Raw genomic sequence first — 15,184 nt, 5'->3', positions numbered from 1 at the left:
GACGCTATCTTTAGTCAAAACAGCAGTATTAGAACGTTTGTTCACAAAACTTGCAAGTAAATTGTCTTGACATTACTATAGGGTACCTTATTTTAGTTTCGCACCCGAAATCATGCTCAACCAATACCTCTCTGTCAAAGAAAGCTCTGAAATCCTGAACTGTTCGGAGCAATATGTCCGTCAACTGCTCCGGTATGGTGAAATCAGCGGCGAGAGGATCAGCAGTCGATGGATTGTAGCATCAGAATCTGTTCATGAGTACCGTTGCAAGGGAGATGATGCAACTACAGGCATTCCTGATCATGGGCGACGATCCTTCAGTAAACCAAATCTCAAAGCCTTGAGCTTTTTTTCTGGCTGCATGGGTCTAGACTTAGGGCTAGAAAAGGAAGGAATCAAGGTACTGCTTGCCTGTGAAGTTGATTCAGCCGCCCGCAAAACAATCGAGACAAATCGACCGGATATGGCTCTGATCGGGGATATTAGGGATTATTCAGCGACAGAAATTAGAGAAAAAGCAGGATTGAGTTCGACCGATGAGATTGATGTAATCATCGGCGGTCCACCATGCCAAGCCTTTAGCAGTGCAGGAAAGCGGCAAGGCTTCAATGACGATCGAGGAAATGTCTTTTTGACATTCATTGATTTAATCACTGAACTTAAACCCAGATTTGCAGTCATCGAAAACGTGCGAGGCTTATTGTCCGCTCCATTGAATCATCGACCGCATGAAATGAGAGGAAAGAATTTCCCGCTTTTATCCCAAGACGAACAAAGAGGGGGAGCATTGCTTTTTATCACCCGAAAACTCAAACAGGCAGGATATAGCATTTCCTTTAACCTATACAATTCCGCTAATTTTGGATCGCCACAACAACGGGAAAGAGTTGTGATTGCTTGTAGCCGTGATGGAGAAAAGCTTCCCTATCTCACACCGACTCACGCGGAGAAGGGTTTATATGGGCTGCCACCGTGGAAAACATTGCGGGAGGCTTTAGAAGGTCTGCCCGAAGATGGACATCATTTTGTCAAGTTTCCTGAAAAACGTCTCAAGTATTATCGGCTGCTGAAACCTGGACAATACTGGCGGGATTTGCCAGAAGATTTACATCAAGCAGCACTAGGGGCTTCTTATCATGCAGGAGGGGGGAGAACTGGTTTTTATCGGAGGCTAGCTTGGGATAAGCCTGCCCCAACGTTAGTAACCCATCCAGCAATGCCTGCCACCGACCTAGCGCATCCAGAAGAAGATAGACCGCTCAGCATCGAAGAATACAAGCGTATCCAAGAATTTCCAGATGATTGGATGATCACAGGCACTTTGCTCGATCAATATCGGCAAGTTGGAAATGCTGTACCCTGCTCTTTAGGGAGGGCGATCGCCAGGATGTTATTGACGCATCTGAAAGGCGAAACACCGATCGTTTATCCAGACTTTCCCTATTCGCGCTACCACAAGACTGACGATATAAGTTGGACAGTTGAAACATTAGGTGATCTTGCAGAACTAGCAGGAGAACAGCTTTCTTTGAATTTAGTCTGACGGCTCAGACAAAAATTTCCAAGGATTATTTACTTCTACCGCTAAAGCTTCTCGATTACTAGTCACAACCCGTTGAACAAATATGATAAAGCTCTCTTCCGAGAAACGATCTGTGTCGTATTTCTCATTGAAGTATGACCATCGGTATAATCCTGTCCTGGCATCAACTCTATACCATTTTTCAATCGGTTGGTTGATCCTTACTCTGGAAGACGAGCTATTTTCTGAATTACTCCGGTTCTTCACCTGCAATAGAGAACCATCTACGTTGCAAAAATCAACATGACGAACGGACTCGCCCCAGCAACAATGCCAACCATGTTCAGCTAACTGTTCAGCTAGAAATTCTTCAAGAAGTAAGCCTTGAATATTTTCTGCGGACATTGATAGTCTATGAGCATATTTGATCTGCTCAAGATGTCCTTCTGTTAGCCCTGTCAATCTGGCATTGATGATTGTAGTGACGACTGGATCAGCAACTGTTCCAGGAGGCTGCGAGATTCGTCTTGAAATTCTGTTCTCGTAACTATCACAGTACTTTCTCAGCCAAGACTGGGCTAAAACTTCTGGCGTGTTGCTTTTCAGCGTTGGAGAAAGCCCTGGGTTCCTGTAACAGGCTGTTAAAATCGTGCGGTGTGCCTCCAAGAATGGCTGGTCTTGCTGGGAAAAGGCATTTTGAAAAATTTCTAAAAAGCTTTCTTCAGAACTAGAGGCACTGATGATGTCATCAAAGGTGACGGGCATGGAAATCTTTCCTCTCTGGGCATGAAAGACTAATCAGAAATGCCCAGATTGTAAGTCAGAATGCTTGTTTACGCTCTATCCAGTTACACCCAGCCTCTTGAGATAGCGAACTCTTACCGATAGTTTATCAACTACTGCCCTAACAGATGACTTAAAGCCGTCGAATGGTCGTTCGCTCTCCCTTTGAGGTCTTTTATTTCCCCGCAAGTACCTTATTGTTCAGGAGACTTCAGGAACATTTGAGGGACTGAGAGCGCAGGCAGGTGGCAGGCATACAGCAGTCATAGAAAAATGCACAGCAGTTACAAAAATGCCTAAAATTAGGGCTGATGGGTAGGCTGCGTCAAATGTCTACCTGCTGACCCTTTGTCTGTGCATTGCTAGTCATGAGCGAATCTTCTTTGCGTCCGGCTCAAATCACCCGCGTTTTACCCGATTCGATCGCCGCTGAGGTGGGCTTTGACGTGGGCGATCGCCTGGTTAGCATCAATGGTCAACCTTTGCGCGACCTCATCGACTATCGTTTTTTGTGCGCTGACGAATTCTTAGATTTAGAAGTCCTGGATGCCAAGGGAAAAAAGCACCAGGTTGAAATTGAAAAAGACTACGACGAAGACTTAGGCCTAGAGTTTGAGACGGCTTTATTTGATGGTCTGATTCAGTGCAACAATCACTGTCCGTTTTGCTTTATCGATCAGCAGCCTCCTGGAAAGCGGCGATCGCTCTACTTCAAAGATGACGATTATCGCCTTAGTTTTCTCTATGGCAGCTACCTAACGCTGACTAACTTGACCCAACGAGAATGGGACAGAATTGCCCAGATGCGCCTATCGCCACTCTATGTTTCAGTTCATGCAACTGAAGTAGAAGTTCGGGTTCGGCTTCTTAAAAATCTGCGTGCAGGACAAATTTTGGAGCAGTTAAAGTGGTTTCAGGAACATGAGCTACAGATTCATGCGCAGGTTGTGGTTTGTCCTGGCATTAACGATGGCGAACATTTAGAGCAAACGTTGATGGATTTAGCGCAGTTCCATGGCGGCGATATTCCGGCAGTGGCTTCAGTGGCGATCGTGCCTGTCGGGCTAACGCGCTTTCGCCCGGCAGAGGATGAGCTAGTGCCCGTAACGCCAGAAAAGGCGCAGGAAGTGATTCATCAAGTGCAGCGCCTACAACAGAAGTTTCGCCAGCAGTTTGACAGCACGTTTGCCTGGTTAGCCGATGAGTGGTTTTTAATTGGCAAGGAAAGTTTACCGCCAGAATCTCATTACGAAGACTATCCCCAGATTGGCAATGGAGTCGGTTCAATTCGGCAGTTTCTGAAAGAATTTAAATCGGCGGCAAGACGGTTGCCCGTTAAAGTTTCCTTGCCTCGGCAGTTAACGTGGGTGGTGGGCAACGCTGTGGAGCAGGCATTTGAGCCGATCGTGCAACGGCTGAATCAGGTTGAGGGATTGCAGGTCAAGATGGCAGCGTTGAAGAGCGAATATTGGGGACAACAAATCTCAGTGACGGGTTTGATCACAGGGCAGGATATTTTTCAGGCGCTCAAGGGAGAAGATTTGGGGGCTGGAATTTTACTGCCGTCGCTCATGCTTAAGCACGATGATGCCAGATTTTTGGACGACATGACGGTTGATGAACTGGCGCAGCAGCTTGATACACAGATTTGGCAGATTGGCAGTATTGAAGAATTACTAGAGATCTGCGTCGCGGCGATCGCTCCGGGTAAAAAGTAGCGGCTACACACCCAGTTTTTTTCGGACTCGTTGCAGAAACAGCTTGGCTTTTCGGGGTGGGGTGAGCGTGGGAATATTGTCAGCACACGAGGGTTTGTGATCGAAGAAATTGTTGAGTTCTGTGAGGATGACCTGAAGGCGTTGGGTAATATTTTCGCTGCGGTATTCTTCTAAAAAATTGGGTTGAGGCGAGAACAAAGGCGTTTTGGACTGAATGACGTTGAGGATACGTTGAAGGTCATAGTCCTGAGAATATCCGGCAATTTTGTGACAGTTGAAGCCAGGGTCAAGGTAGTCAGAAAGCCCGCCGTTAACGCTGGAGAAAACTTGGCAACCACAGGCGATCGCCTCCATGGGCTGCAACCCAAATCCTTCGCTGACTCGCTGTTGTGCCCAGTACTCAGCCGAGTCATAGAGATAAACTTTCGCCCGATTAAACAACTCACTCAGATCTTCTACATAAGCATCCACGACCAGCACCTTGCATTTTGCTTTAAGCGCGGGAACAAGGTGCTGAAGAAGATACTCTGAAGACTTGCGGGCTTGCACTAAAACATCAGTATCACGCGACAGGTTAAAGTTGCGAAACTCGTCGGAAATTTGGTTAGGGAGGTAGTAAAGGAGCGAGTTAGGAGCCTGTTGTCCCCAGTAGCCTAAAGTGTTGCGACTGACCGTAATGATGGGAACAGACGCAGGCAACTTGAAGCCATATCCAGCGCTATGGGCATGGTAAACGGCGTTGAATGCTCTGAGCTTTTTAGCAAGCTTGGCGACATCAAACCCCCAACTCATGACAAAGATGATGTCTTGCAAGTTGCTGCTTTGCAAAACGTCGTCCAGGAATAAGGTATCAGGTTCGCGTTGACGATAGGTGACAACTTCTGCCGAACAGAGTTGTTGGGCTAAGCGCAGAGTTTTGAGTTCTGCCCACAGCCCACCGCAGGCAAATTTACCGCCTGTACCCGGAACGAGAAAATAAAGTTTTCGCATAGGACTACGGTAACTACTGAGAAGAGCGATCGCCTGGAGCAGATGCCTGTTGGTTAGAGTACATAGCCCGTAGCACCAGCGCCGGATCGACCCAGTTACTGTCATATTTTAAGCCCCAGTGGAGGTGCGGCCCGGTGGTGCGTCCGGTCATGCCAACCCGTCCAATCCGTGCGCCTGCCGGAACATCTTGTCCGCGTGCAATTTGAATGCCGCCTTCTCGATCAATCAAGACCAATCCATTAGCAGTCTGTTCAACATGCCCTTGCATATGACAATAAATATGTGTCCAAGGGCCCGATTCCAGAACCACCGATGACCCGCAGTTGGTGTTATCTGTGACTTCTACCACTCTGCCAGGCCACCAGTTGCGAACATAGCTGCCTTCAGGAGCAGCCATGTCTAGCCCATAATGAAATTCTTGGGAATAGCCCCCATAAGGAGAGGAGCGATAGCCAAAGGGGGAGGTGTACTCTTGAAAATCTTCGACAGGGAAGGACGCGCCTGACCATTCATTACTAACGGCAGCTAGCTGAACAGCGGCAACGTTCTGAGCAATAGGCTGTTGAGTAGAATCTGCTGTACCGCTGTTAATGGCAAGAGCTTGAGGTTGCTGTTGGGCAGGAGCTAATTGGAATTTAGTTTGAGCCGATTGTTGGACTGATTGTTGGACTGATTGAGTCGGTGCCTGATTTGATGGCTGGGTAGGCGTTTTTGATTGAGGAGCAAGTTGGGTCAAAGGAGCAAGTTGGATCAGAGGAGCAGGTTGGATCAGAGGAGAAAGTTGTCCTGTAGGAGCAACTTTTAGCTCTTGAGACAGATTTTGCACAGAATGGGCTGTTAAGGCTGAATTTGAAGCAACTTTGCCTAGATCCAGTGCCTTAACCATTTGCTGACCCATTTCTAGGACAAAGAAACTGCACAAGCTTAGTCCAAATAGAAGGAGAACTTTTCGCGTCGATCGTCTAATCTTTTTTTGCATCATGAGGGAGCGCAGACTTTACGTTTAACTTCTTAACTCTTCCAAGCTCCAAACTACTGAATCAGTCAAAATTCAAACAAAATTCAATCTTTAGGAGGGAACAGCAGGAATTGGTGAGTGACTGGGAAAAAAATGCTGCTGAAAGCTGACTGGGTGTAGAAGACTGCAATTCTTTTTAGGAATAATCTACCCTGTCAAGAATAACTGACCTCTTAGATATTGCACAGATCCATTGATAAACTTTTTGAGAAATGCCTCAGCATTACTGAAAAAATGCTGGAACAAACCAAACTTACCCTCATTTGCCCGATCGCTTACAAGAGAACCCTTACGTATTTTCTACATATTCTCAGTAATTCAACACAATGCTAGATGAGGCTGGAGTGAAGAAGTGAAGAGGCTATTGAGGTAAGCAAACCTGGCGATCGCTCTCTGCTATTTCTGCGTTCGTTTTGAGGTAATCCTGAACCCAATTACAGCCATATTGCAACAAATCTAAGCTGACAATTCGCTGCACATCCCAAAGAATCACAGTTTGGTCGTCTCCTGCCGAGGCAAGAGTTTGACCATTAGGGCTAAACTCAACGCTCAATACGCCCGCCTGATGACCAATGAGGGCAGTGAGCAAAGTGCCATCGCGTTTCCACAGCCGGATGCTACCATCGACGCTGCTGCTTGCTAAGACCTGACCATTGGGGCTGAACGCAATTCCGGTGGCTGCGGCTTGATTTCCTTTAAGAATTAGCGTAGGGCGATCGGGGAATTTGCCCTGATCTTGATGCCAAAGGTGAACAGTGCCATCTCCGTTTGCCGAAGCAATGTACTGCCCATCAGCACTAAAAGCGATTCCTGTGGCGGTGCTGCCGTTTTGAAGAGTTTGGGCGGCGTGAGATTGAAACCTGCCTGTGCGATCGCGGTGCCACAGTTTAATGGTTTCATCGCCACTGCTAGAGGCAAGCAATCGGCTATTGGGACTAAACGCCAGGCTGGCAACCCTAGCGTTATGACCATTAAGCGTAATCAGTAAATTGCCTTTTTTATCCCAGAGCCGGATCGTGCGGTTACTGCTGCCCGATGCCAGGAACTGGTTGTCGGGGCTAACCGCGAGGGAAAGCACAGGAGCAGGATGAGCCACAAAATCTTGAAGCAATTTGCCGTTTAATGTCCAGAGGCGAATGCGGCTATCGTCACTGGCGGTGGCAAGCCATTGACCATTGGGGCTAAATACGGCTTGGTTGACTGCGGCTTTAAATCCTGACAGGGTTTGGGTAACTTTGCCGTTCATGTTCCAAAGCTTAACACTAGGGTCAGAACTGGCAGTGGCGATCGCTTGCCCATCGGGGCGAAAGCTAACATCCCAAATGATAGATTCATGACCGTATAGCCGCTTCTGCAAAATTCCACCCGTCTTCCAAAGTTTAAGCATGCCATCAGAACTTGCAGAAGCCAGCATTTGACTATCAAAACTAAAGCCTAGATCCCAAACAGCGGCTCGATGACCTTTGAGCACAGTCAGAAGCGAACCATCGCTTTGCCAAAGTTTAAGCGTGTTATCGCTGCTGGCAGAGGCAAGGATTTGTCCGTCTTGGTTGAAGGCGATCGAGTTAACAGCGGCATCATGGGCGGCGATCGTCTTTATTAAGGTGCCGTTGTTATCCCATAAATTAAGCGTATTGTCCTCGCTGCCCGATGCCAGCAGCATCGCCTTCGGATCAGCATTGCGAGGATTCCAAACGGGGTTAAAGGCAAGGCTTAAAACAGCCGCGCTGTGCCCTTTTAAGGTTTTGTAAAGGCGCGGTTCAGTCTTGCCACGGTTTTGCCATCGCCACAGTTTGACCGTATTATCACCGCTGGCACTGGCGATGATTCCGTTGCTGGCACCGGGGCTGAATGCCACATCCCAAACCGGAGCTTCGTGCCCTTTCAGGGTCGTCAGCAGTGTGCCATCCAGCTTCCAAAGCCTGACAGTGCTATCTTCGCTGGCAGAGGCAAGAAATCCGCCTCCCTGACTAAATGCCACACTCCAAACCGGAGCTTTGTGTCCTTCAAAAGTTTTGATCAACCTGCCGCCAACGTCCCAGAGCTTAAGAGTGCCGTCTTCACTGGCAGAGGCGAAGGTTTGACCATCGGGATTAAACCGAATTTTTAGGACTCGGGACTTATGGGCTGGTAGAGTTTTGAGCAGGGTACCATCCCATTGCCAGATTTTGATCATGCCATTGCTATAGGCAGAAACAGCGATTTTTCCGTAGGGGCTGAGGGCTAGACTAAGGGCTTCGGTGGCGTTGGCAGAGAAGCGATTGTACTCAGTTGCACCGTAAATGGTACGGCGTAGGGCAGCATCTACTTCTGATTGAGCATAGGCGGACAGATCGCCAATTTGGTGCAGCCGTTGTTGGGCTTTTAGGGCAGCTACAAGCGCTTCCAGACGTTCGTCGGCGGTGTAGAGTCCTTTAGAAAAGGCGGCGATCGCTTTCACTTCATTGACGGCTGCCCTTCGGTATTGCACGTAGCTAGCAATGCCTAGAGCCGTTGTCCCCACCAAAGCCAAGCTGACGATCGCCAGTAAACCCCGTTGACGTTTGCTACTCTGCCGTTCGACCGCCAGTCTAGCTTCTACCTCGTAGGCGCGATCGGCTTCTAAAACCAGTTGAGATTCCCGGCGATCGACCCGTTGGCTAGCAGCAAAGAATTGATGATCTTGATTGCTCAGGCGTTTACCCTGTGCCCAAGCTTGAGCATCCAACAGTGCTTGCCCGCGCAGTAAACGAGATTCGTCAAAGCCGCCTGAACTCAGCCAGCAGTTCATAGATTCGGCGTAGGGACGCAAAGAGGTAAGGTGAGTTTCAACCCACTCAAGGTTAAAGACTTCTCGATAAATGCGGTTTTTAACCTGAAGTTGACCCTGCTGTTTTTCAACTAAACCTGAAAGTAATAGCTCCACTTGCTCTAGGCTGTCGGGTTCATCTTTATCAATTCCTGAGATACGGCGTTCCAGTGGCACAGGATAGGTTGTCGGAGTGCGGCGCTCTATAGCCACATTCTCAGGACGCTGATGTAAAATTTGTTGATAAATGCCCAGCAAGCGTCCGGCACACTGCTCATCTCTCAGCAAGCGATCGCGGATGGTTCTTAAATGTTCGGGTTGGTCTTGGGATTCCCAGTTCTGAACTAAGTGCGATCGCACCAGTTGGGTCATCCAAAAAGCTTCCGAACCTGAAGGTACTTGAATGGCGACACCTAAAGACTTTTTTTCTGCGGCTAACCCCTGAACTAATTGACACAGCTTTTGAGTTAAAAAAGGCTGCCCCCCTGTCCAGGCTAAAATGGTTCGCAGCACTGCCTGAGGATTGCTAACGCTATCCTTTAGCCCTAGCAGTAAGGGTTGCGCCTCATGCTCTTGGAAACCCCGCAACTCGATCGCCTGACCAATATTAAAAGGGGTGCGAGTGCGATCGCGGATTAAATCAGAAGGAGTCGCCACACCAAACAACGCCCAAGTCAAACGCTGATAAACAGGATTTTCGGCACGTTGATTGTGACAATAGCGAATGAGTGCAAAAAAATCATCGGTCGGGAAGCTCAGGCTTAAGGCGCTGTCAATTTCATCCACAAAAATGAACAGCCTTTCATAGGGAAATTTAACCATCAGCACTTCTTCTAGCAGCAGACTCAGGCGATGAAGAATGGGCAAATCTTCGCGCTCCCGCCACCATTCCTTAAAGTCAAAACCGCCTAGCAGGTCAAAACTCCGCAGCAAATCCATTGCAATGCCCTTGTACCACTGCTGCGGAGTTACTTGTTCGCTGCCAATGCGGGTCATATCCAAGGTGGCGCAACGCATCCCAGCTTGCTGAAGCTGAGAACGCATTTGCACACGCAGACTAGATTTTCCCATTTGGCGAGAATTAAAAACGCAACAAAGTTCTCCAGCAATGAGTGCCTTGTAAAGGTCAAGGTCTGCTTGACGGACGACGTAACTCGGCGCATCAAGCTTAAGACTGCCGCCAACCTGATATTCGTAAGTAGGCATGGATCGGGCAACGGGAGTTAGTTGATATTTTATTGAAGCGGTTTTTATTGAAGCTGATTATTAAAGAAACGACGGTAGAGTTCGCAGCTAGGTGTGACCTGGTTGCCGTAAACTTTGACCAGCCCCATGCTTTCTAGACGGTAGGCTGCGATCGCCTCTAGCTGTACCGCCTCCGGCGAAGACACAACTTGCCGATAGGCTACCCAAAGCTCTGGATTTTGATTTAAAGTCGTCAAATGACGGAGAAAATGATCGCGGTAGATGCCCGACTGAGTGGCAGCATCTTGCAACAACTGCGCTGGCGATACATCTCGTTGCCGCAGCCAATACAAGGCAAGCTGCACCAGATGAGGATGTCCTCCCACGAGTTCTAGCAATGGCTCTAGGTCTTGGGGTTCGATGCCATCATCATCCAACCCATAGCGTTTTGCTAAGTCATGAACTTGGGTGAGGGTAAACTCCTGAAGCTGAATGGGTAAACCCACATTAAAAGGTGACTGACTCAGCTTCAGCGGCACATATACTTCAGTTGAGTGAACAATAACAATTCGGAGCTTCTGCCAAATTTCCTGTTCAGCCGCTTCTTCGTGCCAAGCTCTCAGCAAAGGCAAAAACTCTTGCGCGAGTTCAGGACACTCAAAGATTCGGTTAACTTCATCTAAAGCCAGAACCACTGGGCTGTCTATATTTTGCAATAAGTAATGCTGAAAATAAGTTGTGCAACTCACCTTACTGCCAACTTCTTCGTCCCAGTAATCCTCTAGTCTCGATTCTAAGTTCAGGCGATGCCCCACATAAACGCAGAACCAGCGCAAGAAGCGGCTTAAATCTCCTAAAGCTGAACTCTCTGCCTGCTGAAAATTAACCATGACTGGGCGCAGACCGCGCTCTCTGGCATAGGCAAGGATGCGAAGCACAAGGGAGGTTTTTCCCATTTGTCTGGGTGCTTTAATCCGAATGAGGCTGCCGGGTCTACACACTTCGGCAAAGGCGCGTTCTTCTCCAGGAGGGCGTTCAATATACAAAGAAGACTGAAGGGGGACGGCATCACTAGGAAATTCTAGGGTGTCGGGTGTGCGAGGAGCCTGTAAACTAGATGCGATCGCCTGCCCAGTGGCTACAGAATAGTTTGCCAACACTAAGCGAGCATTTTTTTTAGAAACTTTTTCGCCTAGCGCATCGGAAAGGGCACCCCATAACTGAGAGCCGACTTCTTTGATGTAGTCCAAGTCATAGCCTGACTCGGCAGCAATTTGTCGATAGATTTTCCCAGTCCAAGATTGCAAAAAAACTAGCTCTTGAATATAACTCAAGCGCTTCGGCTCTAAAATCTTGTTCACTAGCTCTAATGCTTCTTTAGGCATGACTACTGAGGCATTTTGAGGTGAAGGTACCAAACTTGTCGGCTGATCTTCGTATAAGTGTAGCGTTGTCATGCCCACTCCCCTAGTTTTTTTGCTCGTCCCTGCACCGTTTTTACCTAACCCTATCTCTTCAAAAATTAGAGTGTGATGTTGTGATCTATCGTCTTGACTTAAACAAGACACATCTGCATTTTGCTTCGGCAAGTTAGTTCTTTCGAGATAATACCAAACAAAGTCTTAAAGTCGTTGCAATAAACTCAGCCCGTGGGTATCTGTTCCGCAGGTATTCAGCAGCCGATCGGCTGTGCCTAGTTCTAAGACCTGTTGGGTTTCTTTAGGGCTGGGCTGCCAAGGTGAAGGGTTGTTATAGGCGTAGTAAGTTTCAATGCCATCAATCCCTAGCTGCGCAGCGGCAGGAATAAGTTCCTTAGGCGATCGCTTGTAACGCACCGGATGAGCCAGCACCGCGATGCCGCCAGCTTGGTGAATTGCCCCAATGACCTGTGCTGCTGGAGAAGACTGACCGTTCAGTTCTTTGCCCAACAAGTAAGGCTGAACTGCTTCGTGATCTGGATTAAAGGCATAACAAAGGATGTGAACTTCGGTGTTAAGCAAGTCGGCATTAATTTCTACTCCCGTCCAAAGCATGGGTGCAGAGTTAGGCTGAGGGTTTTCGGGCGAGTGCCTCCATCCATTTAGCCATTGCTGGGCTTTGCGATAGCCTTCAACGCTGTGGTGGTCAGTAATAGCTAAACCTTTTAACCCGATAGCTACAGCTTGTTCCATCAATTGTTCAGGCAATAACCGCCCATCTGAAAAGACGGTATGCATATGAAAGTTGTAGGATTTGGGACAACTTTCTGCGGTTAAAGATGCGAATACCTGTCTGAGCGCTGTGGCATCCTGTGCTGTTGAATGAACACAATCCTGAGCCAAGTTAACAGCCATAATGCTTTATCGTGATTTACACTTCCTTACTATAGCGGAGGAATATGTGGGCAGAGAGTTTATCTGGTGAGTCTTCGATCGCTAGTCTTTGAGCGTTGAATGATTAGTCTTTCATTAACAAGGCAACGGCATAAGCGGCAATGCCTTCTTCTCTACCAACGGCATCCAGTTTTTCGTTTGTAGTGGCTTTAATACCAATTTGAGTGGGGGCAATTTGCAAAGAATCGGCGAGGCGATCGCGCATAGCCGCAATATGGGGCTTAATTTTGGGTCGCTCGGCGACAATCACTGTATCTAAATTGCCAATTCGCCAGCCCTGAGATTGAACCAAATCATGAACTTGAATCAAAAGCTTTTGGCTGTCTGCCCCTGCCCACTGAGGATCGGTTGGGGGAAAGTAATGTCCAATATCGCCTAAGCTTAATGCCCCCAATAGGGCATCCATAATGGCATGGGTGAGCGCATCGGCATCGCTGTGACCTAGTAAACCCAGAGAGTGGGGAATATTGATGCCGCCCAAAATGAGGGGGCGATCGCTAACCAGTTGGTGAATGTCGTAGCCATTGCCAATGCGAAAATCCATCTTGAAAGAACCCAATATTGATCTGATCGATCTCTACCGACACTTAATCTACCAATACTTACTGAGCGCTGTTTGCCTTTTGGGTGGCTGCCTCGCTGTTTTGGCGATAGGTTTGAACCCGATCTTGGGCAATTTTGAAATTCTTACTATCCGGAGGAACTTGCTCCATTAAATCTGAAGCTCGTCGCCAGCGAGCGGCTAAATCTAACCACTCTGCCGGAGTTTTGGCACTTTGCCCTAGCCTTGCCGAGTCTTCCGCTAACCGGACTGCTTGGGTAAAAGAATCTTCAGGTGCAGCAGGCTGGACAAACGGGGAGGCAGTGGTCGTTGTCGGGGCGATCGCTGGAGCAGCATTAGGGGCAGGATTGACCGTTGTTGGGGCGATCGAGCTACCTTCTGGATTGACCGCTGTGCCCTGAGGCGCAGTCGCTTGAGATAGGTTAACAAATTTTGGATTCAGCCAAGTTTTGACCGCCCAACCCACGAGCAACAAAAATAGGCTAAGGCTAGCACCACCCAGCAAGCCCCGCCAAAAAACGCGCTTCTCACGAGCTAGCCGAATCGGAGAACCTTTAGGGGCGCTGGACTTAGGGGAATGTTTGTCATCTTTACGGTCTTGGACAAGGCGCTGAAAAAAGTTAGGCTGCGTTAAGGTAATTTCTTCAGACCATAAAAGCTGACCCTCTGGATCCCGGTGAATTTCGTCGAACCAGAGCAATTGTTGTTCGCGGACAATGCGGCTGTTGATATTGACCCGACGAATGTTGCGGGGCTGCAAAGATTCTAGAATTTGCTGCACTTGGGGCACCAGATGAGGGCGATCGAGTTGTTCAGGCTTGGGCGCTTCGCAGAGCAATTGCAAAATGCCCTGCTCAAAAATGGCACGGGTTCGGATACCCGAGTCGGCTAACTTTTCGTTCAAAATTTGAATGACCGCCGCCACGCTGCCCTGGCGCGCCTGTCGGGCGATATCGTCTATTGGATCTACCATCATTTGATTTTCAATTGAGGTGTTGTGAACCTTAGAAGTTATAGCTCAGTATCTCACAAAGATTTAAGCGTACTTGTTGCAACTAGTAACCTTTGTCAAGCCACATCTGAACATTTTTGAAACTTTAATTCATCCCAAGGGATTAACTAGACATATTAAGGGCAATTTCTGCACTTGGAACGCTCTACTCCTGCCCCACTGAAATAAGTTCAGCAGCGGGAGCAGGCTGTCTAACTTGACTTGTGCGAATCGTATCAGCGGTTCCCTTAATAAAACTGGCAATAGGTACGGCAACAATCAACCCCAGCACACCTCCTAGTTTGACACCAATAAATAAGGAAATTAGCGTCCAGACTGGGTTTAATCCTGTGATTTCGCCTAAAACTCTGGGACCCACAATATTTTCGTTAACTTGAAGCACGACTTCTGCCACCAGCAAAACCTTTAGCCCTAGCCCAAAATCTTGTAGCGCCAAGAGGAGGCTGACCACCAAAATTGCAGTGGTGCCGCCAAAGGGAATTAGGCTGGCACTGCCAATCACTAGCCCAAACAGCAGCGCCAGGGGTGCCCCTGAAACAAATAGGGCGATCGTTTGTGTAATGCTCAGGACAACAGCTAACGTCACCTGCCCAGCGATATAGCCCTCAAAGTTTTGGGGTAAAGATTGGCGAACTTGGGTATTCCAGGCCAGCGGCAGCCAGCCCAAGATGCCAGCCCAGAGGCTTTCTCCTCGCAAAACTAGAAATACAGCAAAGACAAGGGTTAGGAAAACGTTGACGAGGCTGCTGATGGCGCTTAAGGTCAGGCTAATAAGCTGGCTGGTGAGCGATCGGAGGGTCAAGGAAACTTTTTCAATAAGCTGAGCAATGTTACTGCGTAGATCAATGGGTAGCTGTTGGGCTGCCGCCCAGTCTTCCAAACTGCTTAGCTGCTGCTGCCCCGATTTAATCCAGTCGGGAAGGCGAACAATCAACTCGTTGGCTTGACGTAAAATCAATGGGCCCAGAATGAAGACGAGACCACTCAGAATTAGCGCAAAAATCAAGAACACGAGTCCAACTGCCCATCCTCGCTTAACGCCCATCTGGTGCAAAAAACGGATGGGGTAGTCCAACAAAAAAGAGATCAGGGTAGCAGTGATTAAAATGCTGACGAGGGGCTCTAGCTGCTGCGTTACGATCCACAGCAGCCACCCGTTCAAGAACAGCATTGGAAAAATTAGACCAATGGCAACAACACGAGGAAGTTTAGTCAGGGATTGAAACATGGGATC

The 15,184-nt window shown here is 48.3% G+C and carries 11 protein-coding genes; 2 read left to right on the top strand and 9 right to left on the bottom strand.

What is annotated here, in order from left to right:
• Positions 1-112 precede the first annotated feature (112 nt).
• A complete protein-coding gene (locus tag KME11_15320; GenBank protein MBW4516579.1) occupies positions 113-1,543 on the top strand; it encodes a DNA cytosine methyltransferase in 1,431 nt (476 codons plus the stop codon).
• Here the strand turns inward: KME11_15320 and KME11_15315 are convergent.
• Entirely contained in the window at positions 1,535-2,287 is a 753-nt protein-coding gene (locus KME11_15315) for a SinI family restriction endonuclease (GenBank protein ID MBW4516578.1), read from the bottom strand. The genes KME11_15320 and KME11_15315 overlap by 9 nt on opposite strands.
• 386 nt (positions 2,288-2,673) lie before the next feature.
• On the opposite strand from KME11_15315, the gene KME11_15310 reads away from it, so the two are divergent.
• Positions 2,674-4,023, top strand: coding sequence for a TIGR03279 family radical SAM protein (locus tag KME11_15310; GenBank protein ID MBW4516577.1), 1,350 nt, complete (start codon positions 2,674-2,676; stop codon positions 4,021-4,023).
• Positions 4,024-4,026: 3 nt separating this feature from the next.
• Here the strand turns inward: KME11_15310 and KME11_15305 are convergent, their stop codons facing one another.
• From KME11_15305 to KME11_15270, 8 genes are all read right to left on the bottom strand, one after another.
• Entirely contained in the window at positions 4,027-5,013 is a 987-nt protein-coding gene (locus KME11_15305; protein MBW4516576.1) for a glycosyltransferase, read from the bottom strand.
• A 13-nt stretch (positions 5,014-5,026) separates the two neighbouring features.
• Positions 5,027-5,899: a M23 family metallopeptidase gene (locus KME11_15300; GenBank protein MBW4516575.1), complete on the bottom strand. Its 873-nt coding sequence runs from the start codon at positions 5,897-5,899 to the stop codon at positions 5,027-5,029.
• A gap of 493 nt (positions 5,900-6,392) precedes the next feature.
• Positions 6,393-10,025 carry an AAA-like domain-containing protein gene (locus KME11_15295; protein MBW4516574.1) on the bottom strand — a complete coding sequence of 1,211 codons (3,633 nt, stop codon included), beginning with the start codon at positions 10,023-10,025 and terminating at the stop codon, positions 6,393-6,395.
• Between the two features lie 44 nt (positions 10,026-10,069).
• The gene (locus KME11_15290) at positions 10,070-11,461 is read right to left on the bottom strand and encodes an AAA-like domain-containing protein (protein ID MBW4516573.1); all 1,392 of its coding nucleotides are present in this window, start codon (positions 11,459-11,461) and stop codon (positions 10,070-10,072) included.
• A gap of 165 nt (positions 11,462-11,626) precedes the next feature.
• Complete coding sequence (locus KME11_15285; GenBank protein MBW4516572.1) at positions 11,627-12,337, bottom strand: PHP domain-containing protein; 711 nt, start codon at positions 12,335-12,337, stop codon at positions 11,627-11,629.
• Positions 12,338-12,440: 103 nt separating this feature from the next.
• Positions 12,441-12,920, bottom strand: a complete 480-nt coding sequence (gene ispF, locus KME11_15280) for a 2-C-methyl-D-erythritol 2,4-cyclodiphosphate synthase (GenBank protein ID MBW4516571.1) — start codon at positions 12,918-12,920, stop codon at positions 12,441-12,443.
• A 58-nt stretch (positions 12,921-12,978) separates the two neighbouring features.
• Complete coding sequence (locus KME11_15275; GenBank protein ID MBW4516570.1) at positions 12,979-13,911, bottom strand: hypothetical protein; 933 nt, start codon at positions 13,909-13,911, stop codon at positions 12,979-12,981.
• A gap of 184 nt (positions 13,912-14,095) precedes the next feature.
• Complete coding sequence (locus KME11_15270; protein ID MBW4516569.1) at positions 14,096-15,178, bottom strand: AI-2E family transporter; 1,083 nt, start codon at positions 15,176-15,178, stop codon at positions 14,096-14,098.
• Positions 15,179-15,184: the final 6 nt, after the last annotated feature.

The organism is Timaviella obliquedivisa GSE-PSE-MK23-08B, assembly GCA_019358855.1.
Lineage (GTDB): Bacteria > Cyanobacteriota > Cyanobacteriia > Elainellales > Elainellaceae > Timaviella > Timaviella obliquedivisa.
Note: the sequence above shows the minus strand (reverse complement) of the source record. Positions and strands in the feature narration are given on the sequence as shown.

Bases quoted from the DNA above. Each gene is read 5' to 3' on its own strand.
- KME11_15320 (MBW4516579.1), top strand. From the start codon at position 113: ATGCTCAACCAATACCTCTCTGTCAAAGAAAGCTCTGAAATCCTGAAC.
- KME11_15305 (MBW4516576.1), bottom strand. From the start codon at position 5,013: ATGCGAAAACTTTATTTTCTCGTTCCGGGTACAGGCGGTAAATTTGCC.
- KME11_15295 (MBW4516574.1), bottom strand. From the start codon at position 10,025: ATGCCTACTTACGAATATCAGGTTGGCGGCAGTCTTAAGCTTGATGCG.
- KME11_15310 (MBW4516577.1), top strand. From the start codon at position 2,674: ATGAGCGAATCTTCTTTGCGTCCGGCTCAAATCACCCGCGTTTTACCC.
- ispF (MBW4516571.1), bottom strand. From the start codon at position 12,920: ATGGATTTTCGCATTGGCAATGGCTACGACATTCACCAACTGGTTAGC.
- KME11_15275 (MBW4516570.1), bottom strand. From the start codon at position 13,911: ATGGTAGATCCAATAGACGATATCGCCCGACAGGCGCGCCAGGGCAGC.
- KME11_15285 (MBW4516572.1), bottom strand. From the start codon at position 12,337: ATGGCTGTTAACTTGGCTCAGGATTGTGTTCATTCAACAGCACAGGAT.
- KME11_15290 (MBW4516573.1), bottom strand. From the start codon at position 11,461: ATGACAACGCTACACTTATACGAAGATCAGCCGACAAGTTTGGTACCT.
- KME11_15315 (MBW4516578.1), bottom strand. From the start codon at position 2,287: ATGCCCGTCACCTTTGATGACATCATCAGTGCCTCTAGTTCTGAAGAA.
- KME11_15270 (MBW4516569.1), bottom strand. From the start codon at position 15,178: ATGTTTCAATCCCTGACTAAACTTCCTCGTGTTGTTGCCATTGGTCTA.
- KME11_15300 (MBW4516575.1), bottom strand. From the start codon at position 5,899: ATGGTTAAGGCACTGGATCTAGGCAAAGTTGCTTCAAATTCAGCCTTA.